Source organism: Amycolatopsis sp. WAC 04169 (genome assembly GCF_003947535.1).
Classification (GTDB): domain Bacteria; phylum Actinomycetota; class Actinomycetes; order Mycobacteriales; family Pseudonocardiaceae; genus Amycolatopsis; species Amycolatopsis keratiniphila.
In genome coordinates this window covers 172,568-195,072 of sequence record NZ_QHJI01000013.1, presented here as the reverse complement: position 1 = coordinate 195,072, position 22,505 = coordinate 172,568, and the positions used below count along the sequence as shown (strand labels likewise).

The 22,505-nt window shown below is 69.3% G+C and carries 26 protein-coding genes; 23 read left to right on the top strand and 3 right to left on the bottom strand.

Going from position 1 to position 22,505, the window contains the following annotated elements; translation table 11 throughout:
• The first annotated feature begins 108 nt into the window (after positions 1–108).
• From DMC61_RS34225 to DMC61_RS34175, 11 genes are all read left to right on the top strand, one after another.
• The gene (locus DMC61_RS34225; protein ID WP_125694558.1) at positions 109–450 is read left to right on the top strand and encodes a CD225/dispanin family protein; all 342 of its coding nucleotides are present in this window, start codon (positions 109–111) and stop codon (positions 448–450) included.
• Between the two features lie 25 nt (positions 451–475).
• Positions 476–826: a CD225/dispanin family protein gene (locus DMC61_RS34220; RefSeq protein ID WP_007034859.1), complete on the top strand. Its 351-nt coding sequence runs from the start codon at positions 476–478 to the stop codon at positions 824–826.
• A complete protein-coding gene (locus DMC61_RS34215) occupies positions 823–1,275 on the top strand; it encodes a DUF2752 domain-containing protein (protein ID WP_016332467.1) in 453 nt (150 codons plus the stop codon). Before DMC61_RS34220 ends, DMC61_RS34215 begins: the two co-directional genes overlap by 4 nt.
• A 147-nt stretch (positions 1,276–1,422) precedes the next feature.
• Positions 1,423–2,538 (top strand): RDD family protein, encoded by a 1,116-nt coding sequence (locus tag DMC61_RS42040; RefSeq protein ID WP_125694556.1) that lies wholly within the window; start codon positions 1,423–1,425, stop codon positions 2,536–2,538.
• 55 nt (positions 2,539–2,593) lie between these two features.
• A complete protein-coding gene (locus DMC61_RS34205; RefSeq protein WP_016332469.1) occupies positions 2,594–3,064 on the top strand; it encodes a CD225/dispanin family protein in 471 nt (156 codons plus the stop codon).
• A gap of 38 nt (positions 3,065–3,102) precedes the next feature.
• Positions 3,103–3,543, top strand: a complete 441-nt coding sequence (locus tag DMC61_RS34200) for a CD225/dispanin family protein (protein WP_125694554.1) — start codon at positions 3,103–3,105, stop codon at positions 3,541–3,543.
• 55 nt (positions 3,544–3,598) lie between these two features.
• Complete coding sequence (recO, locus tag DMC61_RS34195; protein ID WP_016332471.1) at positions 3,599–4,360, top strand: DNA repair protein RecO; 762 nt, start codon at positions 3,599–3,601, stop codon at positions 4,358–4,360.
• A gap of 40 nt (positions 4,361–4,400) precedes the next feature.
• Positions 4,401–5,222 (top strand): isoprenyl transferase, encoded by an 822-nt coding sequence (locus DMC61_RS34190; RefSeq protein WP_016332472.1) that lies wholly within the window; start codon positions 4,401–4,403, stop codon positions 5,220–5,222.
• Positions 5,219–5,641, top strand: coding sequence for a hypothetical protein (locus tag DMC61_RS34185; RefSeq protein ID WP_016332473.1), 423 nt, complete (start codon positions 5,219–5,221; stop codon positions 5,639–5,641). Before DMC61_RS34190 ends, DMC61_RS34185 begins: the two co-directional genes overlap by 4 nt.
• A 37-nt stretch (positions 5,642–5,678) precedes the next feature.
• The gene (locus DMC61_RS34180) at positions 5,679–6,695 is read left to right on the top strand and encodes a permease (protein WP_016332474.1); all 1,017 of its coding nucleotides are present in this window, start codon (positions 5,679–5,681) and stop codon (positions 6,693–6,695) included.
• A complete protein-coding gene (locus DMC61_RS34175; RefSeq protein WP_016332475.1) occupies positions 6,692–7,417 on the top strand; it encodes a TIGR03943 family protein in 726 nt (241 codons plus the stop codon). Before DMC61_RS34180 ends, DMC61_RS34175 begins: the two co-directional genes overlap by 4 nt.
• 68 nt (positions 7,418–7,485) lie before the next feature.
• Here DMC61_RS34175 and DMC61_RS34170 read toward each other — a convergent pair whose 3' ends face one another.
• Complete coding sequence (locus DMC61_RS34170) at positions 7,486–7,899, bottom strand: Fur family transcriptional regulator (RefSeq protein ID WP_020629376.1); 414 nt, start codon at positions 7,897–7,899, stop codon at positions 7,486–7,488.
• Between the two features lie 2 nt (positions 7,900–7,901).
• Positions 7,902–8,285 (bottom strand): helix-turn-helix transcriptional regulator, encoded by a 384-nt coding sequence (locus DMC61_RS34165; RefSeq protein ID WP_043848664.1) that lies wholly within the window; start codon positions 8,283–8,285, stop codon positions 7,902–7,904.
• A gap of 262 nt (positions 8,286–8,547) precedes the next feature.
• Here DMC61_RS34165 and DMC61_RS34160 point away from each other — a divergent pair, with 262 nt between their 5' ends.
• The 12 genes from DMC61_RS34160 (at position 8,548) to DMC61_RS34105 (ending at position 21,258) form a co-directional block, all read left to right on the top strand.
• A complete protein-coding gene (locus tag DMC61_RS34160) occupies positions 8,548–9,618 on the top strand; it encodes a hypothetical protein (protein ID WP_125694552.1) in 1,071 nt (356 codons plus the stop codon).
• 7 nt (positions 9,619–9,625) lie between these two features.
• On the top strand, positions 9,626–10,258 hold the full coding sequence (locus DMC61_RS34155) for a class F sortase (protein ID WP_125694550.1): 633 nt from the start codon (positions 9,626–9,628) through the stop codon (positions 10,256–10,258).
• A gap of 75 nt (positions 10,259–10,333) precedes the next feature.
• Complete coding sequence (locus tag DMC61_RS34150; protein ID WP_125694549.1) at positions 10,334–10,996, top strand: class F sortase; 663 nt, start codon at positions 10,334–10,336, stop codon at positions 10,994–10,996.
• A 91-nt stretch (positions 10,997–11,087) separates the two neighbouring features.
• Positions 11,088–12,476: a glycine--tRNA ligase gene (locus tag DMC61_RS34145; protein ID WP_034316415.1), complete on the top strand. Its 1,389-nt coding sequence runs from the start codon at positions 11,088–11,090 to the stop codon at positions 12,474–12,476.
• A gap of 394 nt (positions 12,477–12,870) precedes the next feature.
• Positions 12,871–13,794 (top strand): ABC transporter ATP-binding protein, encoded by a 924-nt coding sequence (locus DMC61_RS34140; RefSeq protein WP_199750164.1) that lies wholly within the window; start codon positions 12,871–12,873, stop codon positions 13,792–13,794.
• Positions 13,791–14,519, top strand: a complete 729-nt coding sequence (locus DMC61_RS34135) for an ABC transporter permease (RefSeq protein ID WP_125694547.1) — start codon at positions 13,791–13,793, stop codon at positions 14,517–14,519. The genes DMC61_RS34140 and DMC61_RS34135 overlap by 4 nt, the downstream gene beginning before the upstream one ends.
• Before the next feature lie 15 nt (positions 14,520–14,534).
• Positions 14,535–15,731, top strand: a complete 1,197-nt coding sequence (locus DMC61_RS34130; RefSeq protein ID WP_125694545.1) for a sensor histidine kinase — start codon at positions 14,535–14,537, stop codon at positions 15,729–15,731.
• Positions 15,728–16,333: a response regulator transcription factor gene (locus DMC61_RS34125; RefSeq protein WP_125694543.1), complete on the top strand. Its 606-nt coding sequence runs from the start codon at positions 15,728–15,730 to the stop codon at positions 16,331–16,333. Before DMC61_RS34130 ends, DMC61_RS34125 begins: the two co-directional genes overlap by 4 nt.
• Positions 16,334–16,364: 31 nt before the next feature.
• Entirely contained in the window at positions 16,365–16,997 is a 633-nt protein-coding gene (locus DMC61_RS34120) for a YdcF family protein (RefSeq protein ID WP_125694541.1), read from the top strand.
• Between the two features lie 38 nt (positions 16,998–17,035).
• Complete coding sequence (locus tag DMC61_RS34115) at positions 17,036–18,316, top strand: deoxyguanosinetriphosphate triphosphohydrolase (RefSeq protein ID WP_125694539.1); 1,281 nt, start codon at positions 17,036–17,038, stop codon at positions 18,314–18,316.
• A 53-nt stretch (positions 18,317–18,369) separates the two neighbouring features.
• A complete protein-coding gene (locus DMC61_RS34110) occupies positions 18,370–19,446 on the top strand; it encodes a serpin family protein (protein ID WP_125694537.1) in 1,077 nt (358 codons plus the stop codon).
• A 9-nt stretch (positions 19,447–19,455) separates the two neighbouring features.
• Positions 19,456–21,258 (top strand): glycosyl transferase, encoded by a 1,803-nt coding sequence (locus DMC61_RS34105; RefSeq protein ID WP_125694535.1) that lies wholly within the window; start codon positions 19,456–19,458, stop codon positions 21,256–21,258.
• On the opposite strand, the gene DMC61_RS34100 is transcribed toward DMC61_RS34105, so the two are convergent.
• Complete coding sequence (locus DMC61_RS34100) at positions 21,248–22,489, bottom strand: aldehyde dehydrogenase family protein (RefSeq protein ID WP_125694533.1); 1,242 nt, start codon at positions 22,487–22,489, stop codon at positions 21,248–21,250. The two genes, DMC61_RS34105 and DMC61_RS34100, sit on opposite strands and share 11 nt — an antisense overlap.
• Positions 22,490–22,505: the final 16 nt, after the last annotated feature.

Genomic DNA, 22,505 nt, shown 5'->3' with positions numbered 1-22,505 from the left:
AACCGGACGGGTGACCTTAGAGTCTCAACCCTTGACTCCGGTGATCGCTGATCGGGCGGCGCGCCCGGGTCGCAGTTCCACATCTCATTCGTGAAGGGAAAGCGGTAAATGACCGACAACCAGGGCCTGCCCAACTACTCCGGCGACCCTCAGGGCGGTGGAGGCTTCAACAACCCCGGCCCGCCGCCCAACAACAACCTGGTGTGGGCCATCCTCACCACGATCCTGTGCTGCCTGCCCTTCGGTATCGTCGCCATCGTCAAGGCGAACCAGGTGAACACCCTCTGGGCGCAGGGCCAGCCCGCCGCCGCGCAGGAAGCGGCCGACGCGGCCAAGAAGTGGTCGATCATCGCGGCGATCGTCGGTGGCGTCATCATCGTTCTGTACGTTGTCCTCGTCGTCTTCCTCGGCGTGTTCGCGGCCTCGGTGGACGTGAACAACTACCGCTGATCCCGGCGCTCGAGGGGGAGACCTCATGACCGACCAGTACCCGAACTACCCGCCCCCGGGCGGGCCACCGCCGCAGCAGCCGTATTACGGCGGCATGCCGAACTACGGACCCCCGCCGGACAACAACCTGGTGTGGGCCATCCTCTGCACGGTGTTGTGCTGCTTGCCGCTGGGTATCGTCGCGATCGTGAAGTCGAGCCAGGTGCAGACGTTGTGGTCGCAGGGCTTCCACGCCGAAGCCCAGAAGGCCGCCGACGACGCGAAGAAGTGGTCCATGTGGGGAGCGATCGCCACCGGCGGTCTTTTCCTGCTGTACATCATCTTCATCGTGGTGATGGTCATCATCGGCGCGTCGGCGGGAAGCTTCACGCCGTGACGTCGTCCGTCTACACGGGATTCCCGGCGCGCGGGTTCAAAGCCAAGGCCCGCGCGCTGGGACCGCCCCTGGCCATCGCCGCCGGGGCGGGCCTCGGCTGTGTCGTCCTCTGGCTGGGCGATCCCACCACTCCGGGCGGGCCGCTTCCGGTCTGTCCCACCAAGACCCTGCTGGGCATCGCGTGTCCCGGCTGCGGCGGCATGCGCATGGTCTACAGCGCGCTGCACGGGGACATTCCCGCCGCGCTGCACTACAACGCGGTGTCCTTTGTGGTCGTTCTGCTGCTCGTCTGGAGCACCGTCGCCTGGGCGGTCGGCAGGCTCCGCGGCCGCGCGGTGAACAGCTGGCTGCACTGGCGCTGGACGCCGCTCGCGTTCGGTGTCGTGTTCGTCGTCTGGTTCGTCATCCGTAACCTGCCCTTCGCCCCGTTCACCTCGCTATACGTGTGAGTGCCGGGCCGAGGCCCGGATCGTCGGTGGTACCGAGTACGCTCCCGCGCACCGGTCTGCTCGGTATGTACCCATGCCGTACATTCAGCCCGGGTCGCCGCACGAGGCCCAGTGCTCCAGGGGCGAGGAACCAGCGAGGGGATTTCGATGACCACTCCCTACGGCCAGCAGCCGCCGGGACAGCAGCCGCCGCCCGGATCCGGGGACGGGCAGCAGCAGTCACCGCAGCCGCAGTCGCCGTTCGGGCAGCCGCCGTCGGGAGAACAGCCTTCGCCGTTCGGGCAGCAGCCGCAGCAAGGCGACCAGCCCTCGCCCTTCGGGCAGCAGCCGCAGTCTTCGCCGTTCGGCCAGCAGCCGAGCCAGCCGTTCGGCGCGCAGCCGCAATCCCCGTTCGGCCAGCAGGGGCAGGCCTCGCCGTTCGGCCAGGCTTCCCCGTTCGGTCCGCGGACCGACTACGCCCACTGGGGCCTGCGCGCGGCCGGGTCGCTGATCGACTTCGCGCCGATCTTCGTTCTTCCGATCATCGGCGCCATCATCGCCACGAACGCGAATTCGCTTGTCGGCGGCATCATCTCCGGCGTCGGTTACCTCGCGGGGATCGGCTGGACCGTCTACAACCGGTGGATCAAGATGGGCACCACCGGCCAGTCGCTCGGCAAGAAGATGGTGAACACCAAGCTCGTCCGCGAGAGCGACGGCCAGCCGATCGGCCCGCTGATGGCCTTCGTCCGGGACCTGTGCCACAACCTGGACGGCTGGGTCTGCGGTCTCGGCTACCTCTGGCCGCTGTGGGACGAGAAGAAGCAGACGTTCGCGGACAAGATCCTCAGCACCATCGTCGTGCCGGGCGAAGCGTCGGCGACCACGTCGGCGCCGTTCGGCCAGACGCCGGGATTCCCGGCGCCGCCGTCGTCTTCGCCGTTCCCCGCGCCGCCCGCGCCGTTCGGCCAGCCGCAACAACAGCCGCAGCAGCAGTCCCCGTTCGGTCAGCAGCCCCAGCAGCCGCAGCCGTTCGGGCAGCAGCCGTCCCAGCCGTTCGGTCAGCCGCCGCGGGGAACCGCGGCGCCGTCACCGGAGCCCCAGCCTGAGCCGGCCCTGAGCGAGGCCGAGCCGACTCAGGTCCTTCGCCCGGGGCAGCAGCCCCAGCAGGCACCGTCAGGGTTCGACGAAGCCGAGCCGACGCAGAAGATCACCCCGGACCAGCTGAGGCAGCAGCTGCCCGGAGCGGATGGGCCGAACGGGCCCGGAACACCGCACCAGTAAGGAAAAACCGGCGGGATCCACCCGCCGGCAAATGCGACAAAAGTGGGGAACCCCGATGACGAACCCGTACGGCCAGCAGCCCGGCCCCGGCCAGCAGCCCTATGGCCAGCAGCCTCAGCCCGGATACGGACCCCCGTCCGGCGCCACGCCCGCGCCGTACGGCCAGCCTTCCGGCCCGAACCCGATGCCGTACGGCCAGCCGGCGCCCTACGGCCAGCCCGCGCCGTACGGTCAGCCCGCGCCCTACGGCGCGCCGGGCGGTATGCCCGGTGGCGGCGGTGACATCAACTCGATCCCGGACTACAAGGGCTGGGCGATCGGCTGCATCTTCCTCTGCTGGATCATCGCGATCTTCGCGATCATGAAGTCCAACGAGGTCAACACCTACAAGATGCAGGGCAACTACGCCGCCGCCGCGGACGCGTCGAAGTCGACGAAGACCATGTGCATGATCGCCTCGATCATCGGCGGTGTCGGCTGCCTGTTCTCCATTCTCTGGATCGTCCTGGTCGCCGCGAGCATCTAGCCCGACCCGTAGCCGAAAGAACAACGAGGACCACTTTCATGACCAACCCCTACGGCCAGCAGCAGCCCTATGGACAGCAGCAGCCTGGCTATGGGCCGCCTTCCGGTGGCATGCCCGCTCCTTACGGGCAGCCCGCCCCGTACGGCCAGCCTTCCCCCTACGGCGCTCCGGGCGGTATGCCGGGCGGCGGTGGCGACATCAACGCCATCAAGGACTACAAGGGCTGGGCGATCGGCTGCATCTTCCTCTTCTGGATCATCGCGATCTTCGCGATCATGAAGTCCAACGAGGTCAACACCTACAAGATGCAGGGCAACTACGCCGCGGCCGCGGACGCGTCGAAGTCGACGAAGACGCTCTGCCTGATCGCCACGATCATCGGTGGCGTCGGCTGCCTGCTTTCGATCGTCTGGATCATCTTCGCCGTCATCCTGGCGACGAGCGCGTCGACCTACAGCTGCTACGGCAGCTACTGCTGATTTCGATTCCGGGGCGCACCACCCCGATGTCGGTCCCAGATGGGACGATGTCGGGGTGGTGAACCTCTATCGCGACACCGGAGTGGTGTTGCGGACGCACAAGCTGGGTGAGGCCGACCGGATCGTCACCCTGCTCACGCGGCGGCACGGCAAGGTCCGTGCGGTCGCGAAAGGCGTGCGTCGGACGTCATCGCGCTTCGGGGCGCGGCTGGAGCCGTTCGGTCACGTCGACGTCCAGTTCTACACCGGCCGCTCCCTCGACGTGATCACCCAGGTCGAGACGGTCGACGCCTTCGCGCTGCCGCTGGTGGCGGACTACCAGCGCTACACCGCCGCGAGCGCCATCGCCGAGACCGCGGACCGGTTGTCCGCCGAAGAAGGCGAGCCGGTGCTCAAGCTCTACATGCTCGTCGTCGGGGCGCTGCGCGCGCTGGCGAGCGGCGAACGGGACAGTTCCCTCATCCTCGACGCCTTCTTCCTGCGGGCCATGGCCTACGCCGGCTGGGCGCCCGCGATCACCGAATGCGCCCGCTGCGGCCTGCCCGGGCCGCACAAGGCGTTCAGCGTGTCCGCCGGGGGCTCGATGTGCCCGGATTGCCGGGTTCCCGGCTGTGTCCACCCCTCCCCGGAGGTGCTGACGCTGCTCGCGGCGCTCCTGCACGGCGAGTGGCCGGTGGCCGAGGCGTCGCTGCCGGTGCCGAGGCGGGACGCGTCCGGCCTGGTCGCGGCGCATCTGCAGTGGCATCTGGAGCGCCAGTTGCGGTCGCTGCCGCTGGTGGAGAGGCGTGCGCGGGAGACCAGCACGCAGGCGCAGTAGGGTCGCAGGCACAGGTTTCACTCGATCAGGAGGCTCGAAGGTGCTGCGCAGGGGACGCGAGAACAAGGCGTCACAATTCGAACTTCGCGCGCCGGAGCCGCATCCGTCCGGTGCCCGGCCGCCGGAGATCCCCAAGGAACTCCTCCCGAAGCACGTGGCGCTGGTGATGGACGGCAACGGCCGCTGGGCCAACCAGCGGGGGCTGCCGCGGATCGAGGGCCACAAGCGCGGTGAGGCCGTGATGATCGACGTCGCCAGCGGCGCCGTGGAACTCGGCGTCAAATGGCTGTCGGTGTACGCGTTCTCCACCGAGAACTGGAAGCGGAGCCCGGAGGAGGTCCGTTTCCTGATGGGCTTCAACCGCGACACCATCCGCCGCCAGGTCGACTATCTCGGTTCGATCGGCGTCCGCATCCGCTGGGCGGGCCGCCGTCCCAAACTGTGGGCGAGCGTCATCAAGGAACTGCAGGTCGCCGAGGAGAAGACCAAGCACAACACGGCGCTGAACATGACCATGTGCGTCAACTACGGCGGCCGTGCCGAACTGGGCGACGCCATGCGCCGGATCGCCCAGGACGTCGCCGACGGGAAGCTGAACCCGGACAAGGTCACCGAGAAGACCATCGGCAAGTACCTGTACCAGCCCGACATGCCGGACGTGGACCTGTTCCTGCGGCCGTCGGGGGAGCAGCGCACGTCGAACTTCCTGCTCTGGCAGTCGGCCTACGCCGAGATGGTCTACCAGGACACGCTCTTCCCCGACTTCGACCGCACCCACCTGTGGCGGGCGTGCCTCGAATTCGCGAAACGGGACCGCCGCTTCGGCGGGGCCGTCGACAAGGCTTCCGAAGGGACCGCATGACCACCGAAGCAGCGGACACGGCGGCGTTGCTGACGTCGGCGCGGGAAGCCCTCGAGCGCTATCTCGAAGTCCACGTCGACGACGACGGCGCGCTGACCTTCTCGCACGCGGACGTCCCGTGCGTCATCCAGGCGACCCGGCTGGCCGAAGGGCTGACCGTGCTGAGCCTGACCTGCGTCGTCGCCTGGGATCTGCCGGACGACCCGGCGATCGCGGCCTCGGCGGCGGAACGTGCCGGACAGGGCCTGTTCGGGACGCTCGGGGTGGTGCGTTCGGAGAAGGGCATCGACATCACGCTGAGGTACGCGTTCCCGGCCGAGGGCATGGACCCCTCGCCGCTCGGGACGCTGCTCATGCTGGTCGTCTCGACGGCGTCGCAGCTGCGGTCGGACCTGCTGGGCTCCGCTGCGGGGGAGTGACCGCCGGAACGCAGGGTCACCTGGCATCATCGCGCGCATGGAAACCATTTCCAGAAGCGCCCCGGAGAAGAAGCCGGCCCGGCGGTTCAAGATCACCTCGATCGAGGTGCTCTGCGCGATCCTGCTGATCGCGATCCTCGGGCAGAGCTGGCTCCAGCAGGTGTTCGACGTGCCCGCGCTGCGGACCGGCTCGACCGTGTTCGTCGCCGTCTGCGTGCAGGCGCTGCCGTTCCTGGTGCTCGGGGTGCTGATCAGCGGCGCGATCGCGGCGTTCGTGCCCGCGCGGGTGCTGGAGAAGGTGCTCCCTCGCCGGGCCGGTGCGGCGGTCGGGGTCGCGGGCCTGGCCGGGGTCGCCCTGCCGGGGTGTGAATGCGCGTCGGTGCCGGTCGCGCGGCGGCTGATCGGCCAGGGTGTCGCGCCCGCGGCCGCGCTGACGTTCCTGCTCGCCGCGCCCGCGGTGAACCCGGTGGTGCTGGTCGCCACGGCGGTGGCGTTCCCCGGGAATCCGGAAATGGTGTTCGCCCGGTTCGCCGGTTCGCTCGCCACCGCGATGGTGATGGGCTGGCTGTGGGCGAAATGGGGCAAGCTCGACTGGATCGCGGAGCGGGCTTTGCGGCGGCTTCCCGAGGTTCAGCACGGTTCGCGCTGGAAGACCTTCGCCGAGACGGCGCGGGCGGATCTGGTCGAGGCCGGTGGTTTCCTCGTGCTCGGCGCGATGATCGCCGCCGCGATGAACGTGCTGGTGCCCGCCAAATGGTTCGGGGTGCTGGGGGAGCAGATCGTGCTCGGGGTGCTGGTGATGGCCGTGCTCGCCGTCGTGCTGGCGCTGTGCAGTGAGGCCGACGCCTTCGTCGCCGCGTCGCTGACCGCGATGCCGCTGCTGCCGAAACTGGTGTTCCTGGTGGTCGGGCCCGCGATCGACGTGAAGCTGTTCGCCCTGCAGACCGGCACCTTCGGCAAATCCTTCGCGCTGCGGTTCGCCCCGGTGACGTTCGTGGTCGCCTTGTCCTGTGCCGTCGTGTCGGGTGTGCTGATCCTCGGAGGTGGCGCGTGAAACGCGAGACCCAGAACATCCTGCTGATCCTGCTCGGCGGCGCGCTGCTCAAGATCACCGTCAACGGCGACTACCTGCGCTACGTCAAACCCGCGCAGCAGCCGTGGATCATCGCGGGCGGCGCGGTGATGGTCGCGCTGGGCGCGGTCGCGATCGTCCGCGACCTGCTGGCCGCGCGGGCCGCCGCCGTGGTGTCCGGCGACGTCCACGCGCACGAGCACAACGCCCGTTCGGCGTGGCTGCTGATGGTGCCGGTGCTGGCCGTGTTCCTGGTCGCGCCGCCCGCGCTGGGCGCCGATTCGGTCACCCGCACCGAGGCCAGGGCGCCGCAGAGCGCCGCGGCGAGCAACGCGGCCGCCTTCCCGCCCCTGCCCGCCGGAGACGTGGTGCCGCTGGAGGTCAACGAGTTCGTCAGCCGCGCCGGATGGGATTCCAGCGGCTCGCTGAACGGGCGGACGGTGCGGCTGTCCGGCTTCGTCGTGCACAACGAGGGCAACACGATGCTGGCGCGGATGGTGATCGGCTGCTGCGCGGCCGACGCGTTCCCGATCACCGTGCGGATGGTGGGCGAGGGCGTGTCGGGCTTCGGGAACGACACCTGGCTGGAGGTCACCGGGACGGTCGTGCCGGGGACCGCGGTGCGGGAGAACAGCTACATGCCGGATCTGACGCTCACCTCGGTGCGGCAGGTGCCGGCGCCGAAGGACCCTTACGAGTACTGACGCCGATGCTATGAACGGTCCGTTCCTTGCAAAATTTGCTATGAACGGACCGTTCATGGCGCTCGGCGTCAGTGGTTCGAGCAGGTCCCGACGATCTCCACGGTGTGGCTGATGTCGGAGAACCCGTGCTCCGAAGCGATCTTCTCGGCCCACCGCTCCACCGCGGGCCCCTCGACCTCGACGGTGCTGCCGCAGAGGCGGCACACCAGGTGATGGTGGTGGTGCGACGAGCAACGCCGGTAGATGGCCTCGCCGGTGTCGGTGCGCAGGACGTCGATCTCGCCGGCCTCCGACAGCGACTGCAGCGTCCGGTACACCGTGGTGAGCCCGATGCCGTCTCCGCGTTTGCGCAGCTCGTCGTGCAGTTCCTGGGCGGAACGGAAGTCGTCGATCTCCTTGAGCAGCTCGACCACGGCGGCCCGCTGTTTCGTCGACCGGCGTCCCGGCACCGGCGCGGAACTGTTGGCCGTCGTCGGACTCATGCTCACTTCCCCTCCTGAACGTGGGCTACGGCGTCCACCACGATATGCGCAAGGTGATCGTCGACCAGCCGGTACACCACCTCTCGGCCGCGTCGCTCACCCTGTACGACACCCGCGGTCTTCAGCACCCGCAGGTGCTGGCTGATCAGCGGCTGCGCGACATCGAGCGTGTCCACCAGTTCGTGCACGCACCTGTCCGCGTTACGCAGCTGCATGACGATGGCGATGCGCACGGGCGCGGCGAGCGCCCTGAGCAGGTCACCGGCGTCCGCGAGGACGGCGGGAGAGGCCGACGTCGCGGGTTCGGCGGGGGGACGGGCCGACGAATGCGGTCCGGGGTCTTCCGTGAGGCCCGGGGCGGCAGAGTCCGGGGTCACCGTAGCCATCGCCGCCTCCAAGTCCATCATGATTTCCGAAGTCATTGCCAGTAACAGCTCAGCCCATCTTAGTGTTCCCGTCGCCGGTGGTCTGTTCGCCGACCGGGCGACCACTTGGCGGCGATGTTACTGCTCCATTCGGGTGACTTCGCAAAGAAATGACCATTCCACTTCGCATGTGGTCGCCAACGGTGCAAGGTTGTCGCGGAGCGTTTCGTCGCTTCTACGCTGACGACCGCGCTTTGACGGCCCGGAGAGGCAGTGGGGAGACATGACTCGTTTCGTGACGAAGCTGGCCGCCGCGACGGCGGCCGTCGCTTTGGCGTCGGTTCCGGGGCTCGCCTCGGCGCAGACGACGCAGGCCGTCGACGAGAAGACCGGCCCCGTGTCGTTCGCGAACGTGGCGTCGGTGCGCATCGGGAACCCGGGATCGCTGATCACCGAGACCCAGCGCTCGCCGCTGACGCCCGGCCTGTCGAAACTCTCCCCGGACCGCACCGTCGTCCCGCGTGACAAGGGCGAGGAGAACACCTTCGGCGACAAATGGGCCGTCAACCTGGGCCGCTTCGGCGCTCAGAGCCCGTTCCCGCCCGGTATCGCCAGCCGCGATCACAACGTGGTCGCCGCGCTGCAGCAGACCACGGTCCCGACGGCGGTCGCGGAGGGCAACTTCGCCCTGCTCGACAACGGGCGCGGAGGCGCGAAGCCCGCCGACAACACCGTGCTGGTGCTCGAAGGCGCGAAGAGCGCCGTCGACTGCTCGTCGCCGGGCAAGACGACGTCGTCGACGAGCGTGGGCAAGATCTGGGTGCGGGACCAGAACGGTGACTTGAAGCCGTCCGGCGCTTCGGGCGTCGACGTCAAGGGGCTCAAGCTCGGCCCGCCGTCGGTCATCAAGAACGAGAACATCGGCAAGGACGACACCACCTCCGACCTCACCGTGTCCCGCGTGACCGCCTTCGACCAGCTCATCCGGCAGGACGGCTGGCGCAACGGCGACGTGACCGCGGTGGCGGGCTGGAAGGTGGACATCGTCACGCACGTGCGCGACGACGCGGGCAAGGATCTGCGCGAGGCCCGCACGACGCTCGTGCTCGGCGGCGTGAGCTGCTCGATCCCGAAGAACTTCGTCGCGAAGCCCGCCGGCGGTACCGGACCGGGTGCGGCACCCGCGCAGCCCGCGGTGCCGGGGACGGTGCCCGCGGGCGGTATCCCGCCGCAGGCCGCCGACTCGACACGGACCGTGGTCGGGCTGAGCCTGCTGGGCGGTGGCATCGTGATCGGTGCCGCGGCCATGCTGCTCCTCCGCCGTCGCAAGCCCGTTCCGGTGCGGGAGAAGTAGCCGCCCCGTGCGGCCCTGGCAGGCGGCACTGTCCGCCGTGGTCTCCGCGCTCGCCATCTCCGCGGGCGTGATCGTGCTGACCTGGATCCCGCCGGAACAGCCGGTGTCGTCGTTAGCGGAACCCGCGGTCGCGCCCGGCGAGGACGGCGCTCCCTTGGCGCTGCCCGCCGACAGTTCGAAACGCGGGCAGCGGCCCGGAACCATCCGCCTGCCCGAAGGCGGATCGGCGAGACTCGTGCGCTCCGAGGTCAACTCCACCGGCGTTCTCCCGATCCCGCGCGGGCTCGGCGACGCGGCCTGGTGGGGTGCGCGGCTGGGCGCCGAAGCGGGTACGGCGCTGATCTCCGGGCACGTCAACTGGGGCGGCGTCAAAGGGCCGTTCGACGAGTTGTGGCGGATGCGGGAGGGCCAGGAGGTGGCCGTCAGCGACGCGGCGGGCGGCATCTGGGTCTATCGCGTGCGGGAGATCGTCACGGTGCACAAGAACGACCTGCCCGCCCAGGCGGCGAAGCTGTTCGCGCAGAACGGGCCGCACCGGCTGGTCCTCGTCACCTGCGGCGGTGACTACCTGGGCGGGACCGACGGCTACCGGGACAACCGCGTGATCGTCGCGACCCCCGTTTCCGGCCCGCCCGCCTGAAGTCGGTGCAACCTCTCTCGGCTCGCGTCGCGTGTCTAGCGACACCGGCTAGACGCGAGCAAGGAGTAATACCCGATGGTGGGACAGTTCGACGTGGACGACGCGCGCGAGGAGCAGCCGAAGAAGCGCTCCAGCCTGGGGCTGATCCTCATCGGCGCCGCGATCTTCGTGGTGGCGGCCGTGGTCGCCGTGGTGGTTTTCACCGGAAAGAGTGATCCGGTCGTCGCGGCCGCGCAGGACCAGGCGACCACTTCGGCGGCACAGGCGCCCCAGACCCCGGCCGATCTCGGGCAGGCGCCCGGCACGGTCAAACTCCCCGGCGGCGGAACGGCGAAACTGATCCGCAAGGAGCTGACCGCGGACGGGACCCTCCCCATCCCCGAGGGTCTCGACGAAGCCACCTGGTGGGGCGCGAAACTGGGCGCCGACCAGGGCGCTTCCCTGCTTTCCGGGCATGTGAACTGGAAGGGCAAGAAGGGCCCGTTCGACGAATTGTGGCGGCTCAAGACCGGCCAGGAGGTCGATGTCGTCGACACCGACGGCGGCAAGTGGGTGTACAAGATCGGCGAGATCGTCACCGTGCACAAGACGAAGCTGGCCGAACAGGCGGAGAAGCTGTTCGGTCCGGACGGGCCGCATCGGCTGGTGCTGGTCACCTGCGGTGGCGAGTACGTCGGCGGGACCGACGGTTACGAGGACAACCGCATCGTCACCGCCTCGTTGGTCAGCAGGCCCTGAGCGGTCCGACCTCGCCGGAGGTCGCGCGGGGACGGGCGGTTAGTCTTGTCCTTCTAGCCCATACCCGTCCCCGCATGCTTCGGAGCGTGGAGTGCCCGCCAACACCATTGAGACCGTCGTCAGCCTGTGCAAGCGTCGAGGCTTCGTTTTCCCGTGTGGAGAGATCTACGGCGGTACCAAGTCGGCGTGGGACTACGGGCCCCTCGGTGTCGAACTCAAGGACAACATCAAGCGCCAGTGGTGGAAGACCGTCGTGCAGAGCCGCGACGACGTCGTCGGCCTCGACTCGTCGGTGATCCTGCCCCGCCAGGTGTGGGTCGCTTCGGGTCACCTGGACGTCTTCACCGACCCGCTGATCGAATGTCTCTCCTGTCACAAGCGGTTCCGCGCCGACCAGCTGGCCGAGGACTTCTCCGCCCGCTCGGGCAAGGAAGTGTCCGAGGACGACCTGTCCGAGGTGCCGTGCCCGAACTGCGGCACGCGCGGGCAGTACACCGCGCCGCGTGACTTCAACATGATGCTCAAGACCTACCTCGGCCCGGTCGAGTCCGAGGAAGGCGTGCACTACCTCCGCCCGGAGACCGCGCAGGGCATCTTCATCAACTTCCTCAACGTGCAGACCGCGGCGCGCAAGAAGCCGCCGTTCGGCATCGGCCAGATCGGCAAGTCGTTCCGGAACGAGATCACGCCGGGCAACTTCATCTTCCGCACGCGCGAGTTCGAGCAGATGGAGATGGAGTTCTTCGTCGAGCCGGGCGAGGACGAGACCTGGCACCAGTACTGGATCGACGCGCGCACCGAGTGGTACAAGGACCTCGGCATCAAGGCGGACAACCTCCGCCTTTACGAGCACCCGAAGGAAAAGCTCTCCCACTACTCGAAGCGCACCGTCGACATCGAGTACCGCTTCGCGTTCAACGCGGGCCAGGAATGGGGCGAGCTCGAAGGCATCGCGAACCGCACCGACTTCGACCTCACGACGCACTCGAACCACTCCGGTGTGGACCTGTCGTTCTTCGACCAGGCCACGAAGCAGCGGTTCCGCCCGTTCGTCATCGAGCCCGCGGCCGGTGTCGGCCGGTCGATGATGGCGTTCCTCGTCGACGCGTACCACGAGGAAGAGGTGCCGAACGCCAAGGGCAGCACCGACACCCGCGCGGTGCTCAAGCTGGACTACCGGCTCGCGCCGTTCAAGGTCGCCGTCCTCCCGTTGTCCCGCAACGCCGATCTCACGCCGAAGGCGCGCGACGTCGCGGCTGCGCTGCGCAAGCACTGGAACGTCGACTTCGACGACGCCGGCGCGATCGGCCGCCGCTACCGGCGCCAGGACGAGATCGGGACGCCGTACTGCGTCACCGTCGACTTCGACTCGCTCAACGACCACGCGGTGACCGTGCGGGAGCGCGACACCATGGCGCAGGAGCGGGTCGCGATCGACAAGCTCGAGTCGTACCTGGCGGGCCGGCTGATCGGCGCCTGAGTTCCGCTTTCGGGAGTACGTGAAGGCCCCCTTCATTGCGTCTAGCGCAGTGAAGGGGGCCTTCACGTACTTGCGCCCCGCCCCGTCGGGTCAAGTGTCATGAAAGGGCCGTTCAGGACGTTTCTTGTCCTGAACGGCCCTTTCATGACACTTGAAGCGGCCGCGAGCGCGCGATTGGGCGAAGGGAGCTTTCCCCGCATCGGATGCGGTGATGGGCCCCTTCAGCCCGTGCGCGCCGCCCCGTACCAACGCTATGAACGGTCCGTTCCTTGCAAAATTTGCAAGGAACGGACCGTTCATGGCATTCGGCAGCGGCTCACCCCTGACAACTGTCACCCTCAGGTCATGACGCGCGGCCCACGGCCGCGACGCCCCCGCGCGACATGCTCGAAGCATGCGAGAACAAGACATCACCGCGGGGGCGGCGGTCCGGCTTTCCGGGCTGCGTAAGCACTATGGCGACGTTCACGCCGTCGACGGCGTGGACCTGACGATCGCGCCGGGCGAGGTGGTCGCGCTCCTCGGCCCCAACGGCGCGGGCAAATCCACCACCGTCGACATGATCCTGGGCCTGAGCGTGCCCGACAGCGGCACGGTGACCGTGTTCGGCCGCGAGCCGGGCGACGCGGTCGGCGACGGGATGATCGGGGCGATGCTGCAAGGCGGCGCGCTCGTCGAAGATCTCACGGTCGCCGAGACGGTCGGCATGGTCGCGGCGCTGCACCGCGAGCCGATGCCCGTGCGGGAGGCGTTGCGCCGCGCCGGCATCGAGGACCTCGCGAACCGGCGCTCCACCAGGCTTTCCGGCGGGCAGAAGCAGCGCGTGCGGTTCGCCGTCGCGCTCGTGAGCGATCCCGATCTGCTGATCCTCGACGAGCCGACCGCCGCGATGGACGTCGGCACGCGCCGCGAGTTCTGGAAGTCCATGTACGAGTACACGAACACCGGCCGCACGGTCCTGTTCGCCACCCACTATCTCGAAGAGGCCGAGGAATTCGCCGACCGTGTGGTGCTGATGCGGTCGGGGCGGATCGTCGCGGACGGTTCGGTCGCGCAGGTCCGTGCGCTGGCCGGGGGACGCACGATCCGCGCGGTGGTGCCCGGGGCGGCGGAGCCGGTGATCGCGGGGCTGCCCGCGGTCACCGGGTTCGAACTCCGCGGCGGCCGCGCCGCGATCTCCAGTTCCGATTCCGACGTCACGCTGCGCGCGCTGCTGGCCGAAATCCCCGGAGCGCGCGACATCGAGATCAGCGCCGTCGGCCTCGAAGGCGCGTTCCTGTCCCTGACCACCGAAGCCACCGAGGAAACCGTCCGATGAACCCGACCTATCTCAAGACCGAGATCGTCCGCACCTTCCGCTCCACCCGGTTCGTACTCTTCGCCGTCGCCTTCCCGGTGCTGATGTTCCTGTTACAGGCCAACGTCTTCGCCTCGGGTCAGTTGAACATCTCCGGCGTGATCATGGTCAACATGATGGCCTTCGGCGCCTTCTCCGCCGCCATGACGAGCGGCGCGAAACTGGCCATCGAGCGGTCCACGGGCTGGCAGCGCCAGCTGCGGCTCACCCCGCTGACCGGCGCCGGCTACCTCGGCGGCAAGGCGCTCTCGGCGATGCTCGTCGCGCTCCCGTCACTGCTTGTGGTGCCGCTGGTCGGCGTCCTGTTCCAAGGCGTCCACCTCGACGCCGCCGGCTGGCTGCGGCTGGTGCTCGGCATCTGGGTCGGTGCGATCCCGCTGGTGCTGCTCGGCCTGCTGCTGGGCCAGTTCGGCACGCCGGAGTCGATGCAGCCGCTGAACATGATCGTCATGATGGGCATGGGTTTCCTGGGCGGCCTCTGGATCCCGATCGACGGGATGCCGTCGTGGATGGCCGACCTCGCCCAGGCGACGCCGACGTACTGGCTGATCCAACTGGTCCGCCCGGTGGTCACCGACCAGCTCACGGTGAGCCTCCCGGCCGCACTGGGCGTGCTGGCGGCGTGGACCGCGGTCCTCGGGACGCTGGTGATCAGGCGTTACCGTAAGGACAGTGCGCGGGTCTGAGAAAAGGGTGAACCGGTGAGCGACTACCCGGGCAGGGTCGAGACGGGTTTGAACACCCGGGAGAACTGGTGGGCGGACATGCCGCCGCGAACCGGGCGGGGTCCCCGGCCGAGTCGGTGGGTGATCTTCGGCCTCGCCTTCGTCCTGCCCAGCTTCGTCCCCGCGGCGGTCGATCTGGCCACCGACGGGCCGAACGGGAAAGAGTTGGTGATCGCCGCTCTCCTGCTCTTCTACGGCGCTTGCTACGTGCTGTTCCCGCTCAGCCTGCGGCCTTCCCGCCGGAAGCTGACCTACGTCTTCTCCGCGCTGATGCTGCTCGTGGGTCTCGCCCTGGTCTTCCTGCACGACAACAACCCGTACATCCTGATCTACGCGACGGCGGTGCTGGCGTTCACGCTGCCGCCGGCGTGGGCGGTGATCCTCGACGGCGGCGCGCTGCTGCTGGTGCTGGGCGTCCACCTCGCCATCGGGAAGGACGACTTCGGTGACCTCGTGGCGGTCGCGTCGATCACCGCGGCGATGTTCTTCATGGCGAACCTGGTCCGCGCGGTGCGGAAACTGGAGGCGGCCAACCGGGAGATCGCCACGCTCGCGGTGGCGGGCGAACGCGAGCGCCTGGCGCGGGATCTGCACGACATCCTCGGCCACAGCCTCACCACCATCACGGTCAAGGCCGGGCTCGCCCGCCGGATCCTGGAGAGCGGCAAGGACGATTCCCGCGCGCTGCAGGAGATCCGCGAGGTCGAGAGCCTGACCCGCAGCGCCCTTTCGGACATCCGCGCCACGGTGTCCGAATATCGCGAAGTGTCGCTGTCGGCGGAGGTCGCCGGAGCGCGGGCGGCGTTGCGAGCCGCCGAGATCGACGCGGATCTGCCGCACGCGGTGGACAACGTCGCCCCGGCCTTGCAACGCACTTTCGGTTACGTGCTGCGGGAAGCGGTCACCAACGTGCTCCGGCATTCCGGTGCCAAGCACGTGAAAGTCCGTCTCGGCAGGACCTGGCTGGAAGTCGAGGACGACGGCGAAGGCGGCGAGGCGATGGCGGGGAACGGTCTGCAGGGCCTCACCGAACGGCTGGACGCGGTCGGCGGGACCTTGACCGCCACCACGCCGCCTGGGGGAGGATGGCTCGTCCGGGCGGAGGTACCCGAGTCCGCCTTGCGGAGCGACGTGCCTGCGCCGCTCTCCGAACCCGCTGGAGGCTGCGCGTGATCCGGGTCCTGCTCGCCGACGACCAGGCGATGGTGCGCGGGGCGCTGGCCACCGTGCTCGGCCTCGAATCCGACATCGAGGTGGTCGCCCAGGTCGGCTCGGGTGACGAAGTGCTTCAGCGGGCGAAGGAGACCGCCCCGGACGTCGCGCTGCTCGACGTCCAGATGCCGGGCAAGGACGGTCTCGAAGCCGCCGCCGAACTGCACGGCGCGCTCCCGTTGTGCCGGATCATCATCTGCACCACCTTCGGGCGGCCCGGCTACCTGTCGCGGGCGATGGCGGCCGGTGCCGCGGGATTCGTGGTCAAGGACGCCCCGCCGGAGCAACTCGTCGACGCCGTCCGCAGGGTCCACGGCGGGCTCCGCGTGGTCGATCCCGCACTCGCCGCCGAATCGCTCGCCACCGGCGCGAGCCCGCTCACCGGACGCGAACACGACGTCCTGAAGGCCGCGAAGGACGGCAGCACGGTGGCCGATATCGCCCGCTCGCTGCACCTTTCCGAAGGCACCGTGCGCAACCATCTTTCGGCCGCGATGGGCAAGACCGGGGCCAGGACGAGGGCCGAGGCGGTGCGGCTCGCGGAAGAGCACGGCTGGCTCTGAGATCACCCCGCCGCTCTGCGAGAATCACCCCGTGAGTACCGCCGAACGGACCAAACCCACCCGCGCGAACTGGGTGCGCCGGACCTTGGCGGGATTCCTGCTGATCGTCGTCGCGCTGATCGGCGGAACGGCGTTCCGGGTCTGGCAGGTGGCGCGGGAGGACGTGCGCGACCGGGCCGACGTCATCGTGGTGCTCGGCGCGGCCCAGTACAACGGCAGGCCGTCGGAGATCTTCCGAGCCAGGCTGGAGAAGGCGAAGGCGCTGTACGACCGGGGCGTCGCCGAGGTGATCGTCACCGCGGGCGGCAAGAAGGCCGACGACAACTACACCGAGGCGCACGCGGGAGCGCAGTGGCTGCGCAAACGCGGTGTGCCCGTGTCGGCGACCCTGCCGGTCGGTGAGGGCAGCGACACCCTCCGCAGCCTCCGCGCGGTCGCCGAGCAGGTGCAGCAGCGGGGCTGGAAGACCGCCGTGCTGGTCAGCGACCCGTGGCATTCGTTCCGGGCGCGGGTGATGGCCGGCGACCTCGGGCTCGACGCCTGGACGTCGCCCACGCACCGCGGCCCGATCGTGCAGGCCCGCGAGACGCAGGCGCGCTACATCGTCCGCGAGACCGGCGCGCTGCTGTACTACCGCCTCACCAGGTTCCCCGCGGAGGTCTGAACCCGATAAGTGTCGGTGATCGCGCTTAAGCTTGGCTGGTGAGCGACACCTACACCGAGGCCGACAGGGCGCGCCTGCTGCCCGAGCGGCCCAAGGGCGCGGCGCTGGAGGGCGCGGAAGACGGGCGGAGCGCCTTCGCCCGTGATCGCGCACGCGTGCTGCACTCGGCGGCCCTGCGGCGGCTGGCCGGCAAGACCCAGGTGGTCGGCCCGGGGGAAGGTGCCGAGGTCAGCGGCGTCCCGCGCACGCGGCTGACGCATTCGCTGGAGGTCGCCCAGATCGGCAGGGGGATCGCGGACGAACTGGGTGCGGACCCGGACCTGGTGGACACCGCCGGTCTCGCGCACGACATCGGGCATCCGCCGTTCGGGCACAACGGCGAGCGCGCGCTGGACGAGGTCGCGCAGCCGTGCGGCGGTTTCGAGGGCAACGCGCAGACCTTGCGCATCCTGACCAGGCTGGAGCCCAAGGTCCTGCTCGAAGGCGGAGCGGCCGGCGGTCTGAACCTCACCCGCGCCTGTCTCGACGCCTCGACGAAGTACCCGTGGCTTCGCGAAGAGGGCAATCCGAAGTACGGCGTGTACGCCGACGACGCCGAGGTCTTCGCATGGGTCCGGCAAGGTACTGCGGCGCCATCGGAGCGCCGCACCTGTCTGGAAGCGCAGATCATGGACTGGTCCGACGACGTCGCGTATTCCGTGCACGACGTCGAGGACGGGGTGCTGGCGGGCCGGATCTCGTTGCGGGTACTGGCCGACGCGGAGGAACGCGCGGCGGTGGCCGAGGCGGCGCGCAGGTTTTCGCACCAATCCCAGTCCACTTTGGAAGGTGCGGCGAAGGAACTGCTCGACCTGCCCGTGGTCGCGGAACTCGCCGAACCGGGGCTCGACGGATCGCTCAAGGCGCAGGTCGCGTTGAAACGGCTGACGAGTGAGCTGGTCGGCCGGTTCGCGACGGCGGTGGTCGGCGCGACGAGGGAGGTCCACGGGGAGGGACCGCTGAGCCGCTACGCCGCACGCCTGGTCGTTCCGGAGCAGGTCGCGGCCGAGGTCGCGTTGTTCAAGGCGCTCGCGCTGCGGTACGTGATGAGCGACAAACGGCGCCTCGCGATGCAGGACGGTCAGCGTCAGACGCTCGCCGAACTGGTCGGCGCCCTGTGCCGCCGCGCGCCGGACGCGCTGGACGGCCTGTTCCTGCCCGCCTGGGAGGCCGCCGCGGACGACGCGGCCCGCCTGCGCGTGGTCGTCGACCAGGTGGCGTCGCTCACGGACGCGCAGGCTTACGCGTGGCACGCCTGGCACACCGGCCGCCACGGCTAGTCCGAACTTTCGGACAGGAGACGCACGGGCCCGTGCACGGTACGGTCTGCGGCATGGGAGCCGTCGAAAGCCACCTCCGGTTTGGTCTGGACCTCTACCGGGTGCTGGCGAGCCGCGCGGAGAACGCGTGCTGCTCGCCGTACTCGATTGCGAGCGCGCTCGGCCTGGTGACCCAGGCCGCCAAGGGGAAGACCCGCGAGGAACTGATCGCGCTGCTCGGCGACCCGGACGAGCTCGCCGACCTGCTGGGCAAGGCGTCGTCACTGCTCGAAGACGGCCCCGAACTCGCGGTCGCGAACACGCTCTGGGCCTGGGACGGGCTTCCGCTCGAAGACTCCTTCCGCGAGGAACTCGCCACCTGGCCGGGCGGGAAGGTCGAGAGCGCCCCGTTCGGCGACGATCCGGAGGCCGCGCGGCGGCTGATCAACGCCGACGTCGCGCAGGCCACCCGCGAGCTGATCCCCGAACTCCTGAAGCCGGGAACGGTCGCTGAGGACACCGTCGCCGCGATCGTCAACGCCTTGTATCTCAAAACCGCGTGGACCAATCCGTTCTCGCTTGACAACACCGCGCCCGCGGACTTCCACGCGCCGTCGGGCACCCGTACGGTGCCGACGATGTGGCTCGAAAAACAGCTCGACCACACCCACGAGGACGGCTGGCAGGTCGTCCGCCTCGGCGCCGAGGGCGGGGTGGAGGCTATCGTCCTGCTGCCGGACGGCGAACTCGACGACGCCGAACTCGACGCGGGGAAGCTCGCCGGCCTGCTGGAGAACACGCGGTCCAAGACGATCGCGCTGTCCCTGCCGAAACTCGACCTCGACGTCGACAGCCCGCTGACGGCCAAACTCCAGGATCTCGGCGTGCGGACGATGTTCACCGCCGACGCCGACCTCACCGGCCTCGCCGACGACGACCGGCTCGAAGTGTCCGAGGTGCTCCACCAGTCCGTGCTCCGCATCGACGAGCAGGGCCTCGAAGGCGCCGCCGCGACGGCGGTGCTGATGCGGCTGACGTCGCTGATCGTCGACGAGCCCCTCGAAGTCGCCGTCGATCGCCCCTTCCTTCTGCTCGTCAGGCATGCCTCGACGGGTGTGATCTACTTTCTCGCCCGCGTAGTCGAGCCGTGAGGACGGTCAGTGAGTCTTTTCCAGGCTGAGACGGCGGAGGTGGACGCCGGGAAGACTCCCACGAGACCCCGCCGGTTCGCCGCCGCCGACGCCGCCATCATGGGCGGCTTCCTGCTGTTCGCCTTCCTGCTCTACAACGGGCTCTGGCTCGACCTCGAGGAAGGCTATCTCTGGAACAGCGCGTCGGATCAGAACCTGTGGGAATGGTTCTTCTCCGTCACCGCGGACAACGTGCTGCACCTGAGGAACCCGCTCAGTTCGCACTTCCAGAACCATCCGCTCGGCGTGAACCTGATGGCCAACACGGCCATGCTCGGCATCGGCATCCCGCTTTCGCCGATCACGCTCACCTTCGGCCCGACGCTCACCTGGGCCATCGCCCTCACCGGCGGTCTCGCCGGCACGGCGGCGGCCTGGTACTGGGTCTTCTCGCGGCATCTGGTCACCCACCGGGTCGGCGCGGCCATCGGCGGCGCGTTCGCCGGTTTCGCCCCGCCGATGATCTCGCACGGCAACGCGCACCCGAACTTCGTCGCGTGGTTCGTCCTGCCGTTCATCGCGCTGAAGGTCTTCAAGATCGCGCGCGGCGAACGCCCGGTCCGCAACGGGATCTTCCTCGGCCTGCTGGCGGCGTACCAGATCTTCCTCGGCGAAGAACCACTGCTGATCTTCGCGATGGCGTTCGCGATCTTCGCCATCGCCTACTTCGCGACGAACTACCGCGAGTTCCCGCCGATGGCGAAACCGCTGGGGATCGGCGTCGGCATCGGGGTGCTCGTGGCGCTCGTGCTGTGCGCTTTCCCGCTGTGGTGGCAGTTCTTCGGCCCGCAGAGCTATCAGGCGATCGAGCACGGCCCGGTCGGGAACGACACGGCCGCGTTCACGCGGTTCGCGACGCAGTCCGTCGCCGGGCAGCCGCAGGCCGCCGCGGACGTGTCGATGAACCGCACCGAAGAGAACGCCTTCTTCGGCTGGCCGCTGATCGTGCTGATGGTGGTCATCACCGCCTGGCTGTGGCGCGAGGTGTTCGCACGGGCGCTGGCGATCTCGATGTTCGTGATGGCCTGGCTTTCCCTTGGCGTGCAACTGATCGTGGTGCACGAGGAGACCGGGATCCCCGGGCCGTGGAAGCTGTTTTCGGAACTGCCGTTGTTCGAGTCGCTGCTGGAATCGCGGCTGGCGATGGGCTGCATCCCGCTCATCGCCGCCCTGCTCGCTCTGGCGACCGAACGCGTCTACACCGTGGCGTCGAAACTGCCCGAAGTGCCGGGGGAGCGGCGGTTCCCGTTGCGGCTGGTGTGGATCGGCGTGGTCATCGCGGTCCTGCTGCCGATCGCGCCGACCCAGCTGATCGTCAAGGACCGGCCGCCCACGCCGAGGTTCCTCGCCGACGGCACGTGGCGGAGCTACGTCGCGCCCGGCGGGACCGTGGTGCCCGTGCCGTTGCCGAGTTCCGGCGAATCCGAGCCGCTGCACTGGCAGATCGACGCCGGGCTCGGCTACTCGATGCCGGAGGGCTACTTCGTGGGCCCGAGCGGGCCCGACGACAAACGCGGCCGCTACGGCGCCATCCAGCGGCCGACGTCGGTCATCTTCGACCAGATCAAGCAGACCGGCGTCCCGGCGACGATCACCGAGTCGCAGCGGGTGCAGGCGCTGGAGGATCTGCGGTACTGGAACGCCGACGTGCTCGTGCTGATCCCGCGCGAACACCAGGACGCCTTCCGGACCACGGTGGATCTTCTGCTGCGCAAGCCCGCCGAATTCGTCGACGGCGTCTGGGTGTGGGACGTCCGGACGATCACTCCGTGAGCCCGGCCCGGCTCGCGGACCACCGCGAGCCGGCGAACGGCTCGCCGGCGCGGTGTTCGTTGACCCGGACCGTGGCGCAGGCGAGCCGTGCCGCGACTTCGGCGGCGTGTTCCTCGTCCGCGCCCCACACCGATCCGCACAAGCCTGGCGCCGTGGCGTTCGCGAGCCCGACGGCTTCGTCCACTGTGGAGCATCGGACGACCGGGAGCACCGGCCCGAACTGCTCCTCGGTCACCACCCGCATCCCGTCGTGCGCCTCGGCGAGGATCGCCGGTGCGAAGAAGTAGCCCGGCCCGTCGAGCGGCCCGCCGGTGACGATCCGCGCGCCGCTCGCCCGTGCCTCGTCGGTGAGACCGGTGACGCGGTCGTGGCGTGGCCGGTTGTTCACCGGCCCGATCTGCGTCCCCGGCGTCCTTCCGTCGCCCACCACGACTTCCGCCGCCATGGCCGCCAGCGCCTCGACGACGCCGTCGTAGACCGGCCCGACGGCGTAGACCCGTTCGACCGCCACACCGATCTGCCCGCAGTTGGCGAAAGCGCTCCAGAAGAGCCGTTCCGCGATGGCGGCCGGGTCGGTGCCGGGCAGGACGATCGCGGGGTCGTTGCCGCCCAGTTCGAGCGCCAGCTGCCGCCATTCCGGCGCGGCCGCCATCCGCTTCCCGGTTTCGGCCGAGCCGGTGAAGGCGACCTGCCGGATCGCGGGATGTGAGATGAGGAGCTCGCCGAGGGGATCCTGGCCGGTGAGCACGGTCAGCACGCCCGGCGGCAGCACCTCCGCCAGCATCCGGCCGAGGTGCAGTGTGGTGAGCGGCGTGCGCGGCGAAGGCTTGAGCACCACCGTGTTCCCCGCGGCGAACGCCGATGCGAGCATCGCGACGGCCAGCTGGACGGGGAAGTTCCACGGCGTGATCGCGGCGACCGGCCCGTCCCCTGAGACCCGGGATCCGGGCCGAGACCCGGCGAAATACCGGAGCCGCGCCGCCGCTCCGGCGAACTCGGCTTCGGCTTCGCGAAGCGGTTTCCCTTGCTCCTCGGTGAGAACGGGGGCCAGCACGGGCGCGGCCTCCTCGACGACGACCGCGCACGACATCAGCGCCGCGCGCCGGTCCGCCGCGCGCCAGGCGGGGGAGGCGACCGCCGCGGCGCGTACCGCTTTGTCGACCTCGGCGGGCCCGCAGTCGGGGACGGTCGTGATCCGTTGTCCGGTGGCGGGATCCTCGACGGCGAGCATGGTCCTCCTCAGTGGA

What these genes read in the sequence shown, in the direction of transcription:
- DMC61_RS34205 (WP_016332469.1), top strand. Translation starts at nt 2,594, where the DNA reads ATGACGAACCCGTACGGCCAGCAGCCCGGCCCCGGCCAGCAGCCCTAT.
- DMC61_RS42040 (WP_125694556.1), top strand. Translation starts at nt 1,423, where the DNA reads ATGACCACTCCCTACGGCCAGCAGCCGCCGGGACAGCAGCCGCCGCCC.
- DMC61_RS34165 (WP_043848664.1), bottom strand. Translation starts at nt 8,285, where the DNA reads ATGGCTACGGTGACCCCGGACTCTGCCGCCCCGGGCCTCACGGAAGAC.
- DMC61_RS34180 (WP_016332474.1), top strand. Translation starts at nt 5,679, where the DNA reads ATGGAAACCATTTCCAGAAGCGCCCCGGAGAAGAAGCCGGCCCGGCGG.
- DMC61_RS34160 (WP_125694552.1), top strand. Translation starts at nt 8,548, where the DNA reads ATGACTCGTTTCGTGACGAAGCTGGCCGCCGCGACGGCGGCCGTCGCT.
- DMC61_RS34220 (WP_007034859.1), top strand. Translation starts at nt 476, where the DNA reads ATGACCGACCAGTACCCGAACTACCCGCCCCCGGGCGGGCCACCGCCG.
- DMC61_RS34110 (WP_125694537.1), top strand. Translation starts at nt 18,370, where the DNA reads ATGGGAGCCGTCGAAAGCCACCTCCGGTTTGGTCTGGACCTCTACCGG.
- DMC61_RS34170 (WP_020629376.1), bottom strand. Translation starts at nt 7,899, where the DNA reads ATGAGTCCGACGACGGCCAACAGTTCCGCGCCGGTGCCGGGACGCCGG.
- DMC61_RS34140 (WP_199750164.1), top strand. Translation starts at nt 12,871, where the DNA reads ATGCGAGAACAAGACATCACCGCGGGGGCGGCGGTCCGGCTTTCCGGG.
- DMC61_RS34200 (WP_125694554.1), top strand. Translation starts at nt 3,103, where the DNA reads ATGACCAACCCCTACGGCCAGCAGCAGCCCTATGGACAGCAGCAGCCT.
- DMC61_RS34225 (WP_125694558.1), top strand. Translation starts at nt 109, where the DNA reads ATGACCGACAACCAGGGCCTGCCCAACTACTCCGGCGACCCTCAGGGC.
- DMC61_RS34150 (WP_125694549.1), top strand. Translation starts at nt 10,334, where the DNA reads ATGGTGGGACAGTTCGACGTGGACGACGCGCGCGAGGAGCAGCCGAAG.
- DMC61_RS34135 (WP_125694547.1), top strand. Translation starts at nt 13,791, where the DNA reads ATGAACCCGACCTATCTCAAGACCGAGATCGTCCGCACCTTCCGCTCC.
- DMC61_RS34100 (WP_125694533.1), bottom strand. Translation starts at nt 22,489, where the DNA reads ATGCTCGCCGTCGAGGATCCCGCCACCGGACAACGGATCACGACCGTC.
- DMC61_RS34185 (WP_016332473.1), top strand. Translation starts at nt 5,219, where the DNA reads ATGACCACCGAAGCAGCGGACACGGCGGCGTTGCTGACGTCGGCGCGG.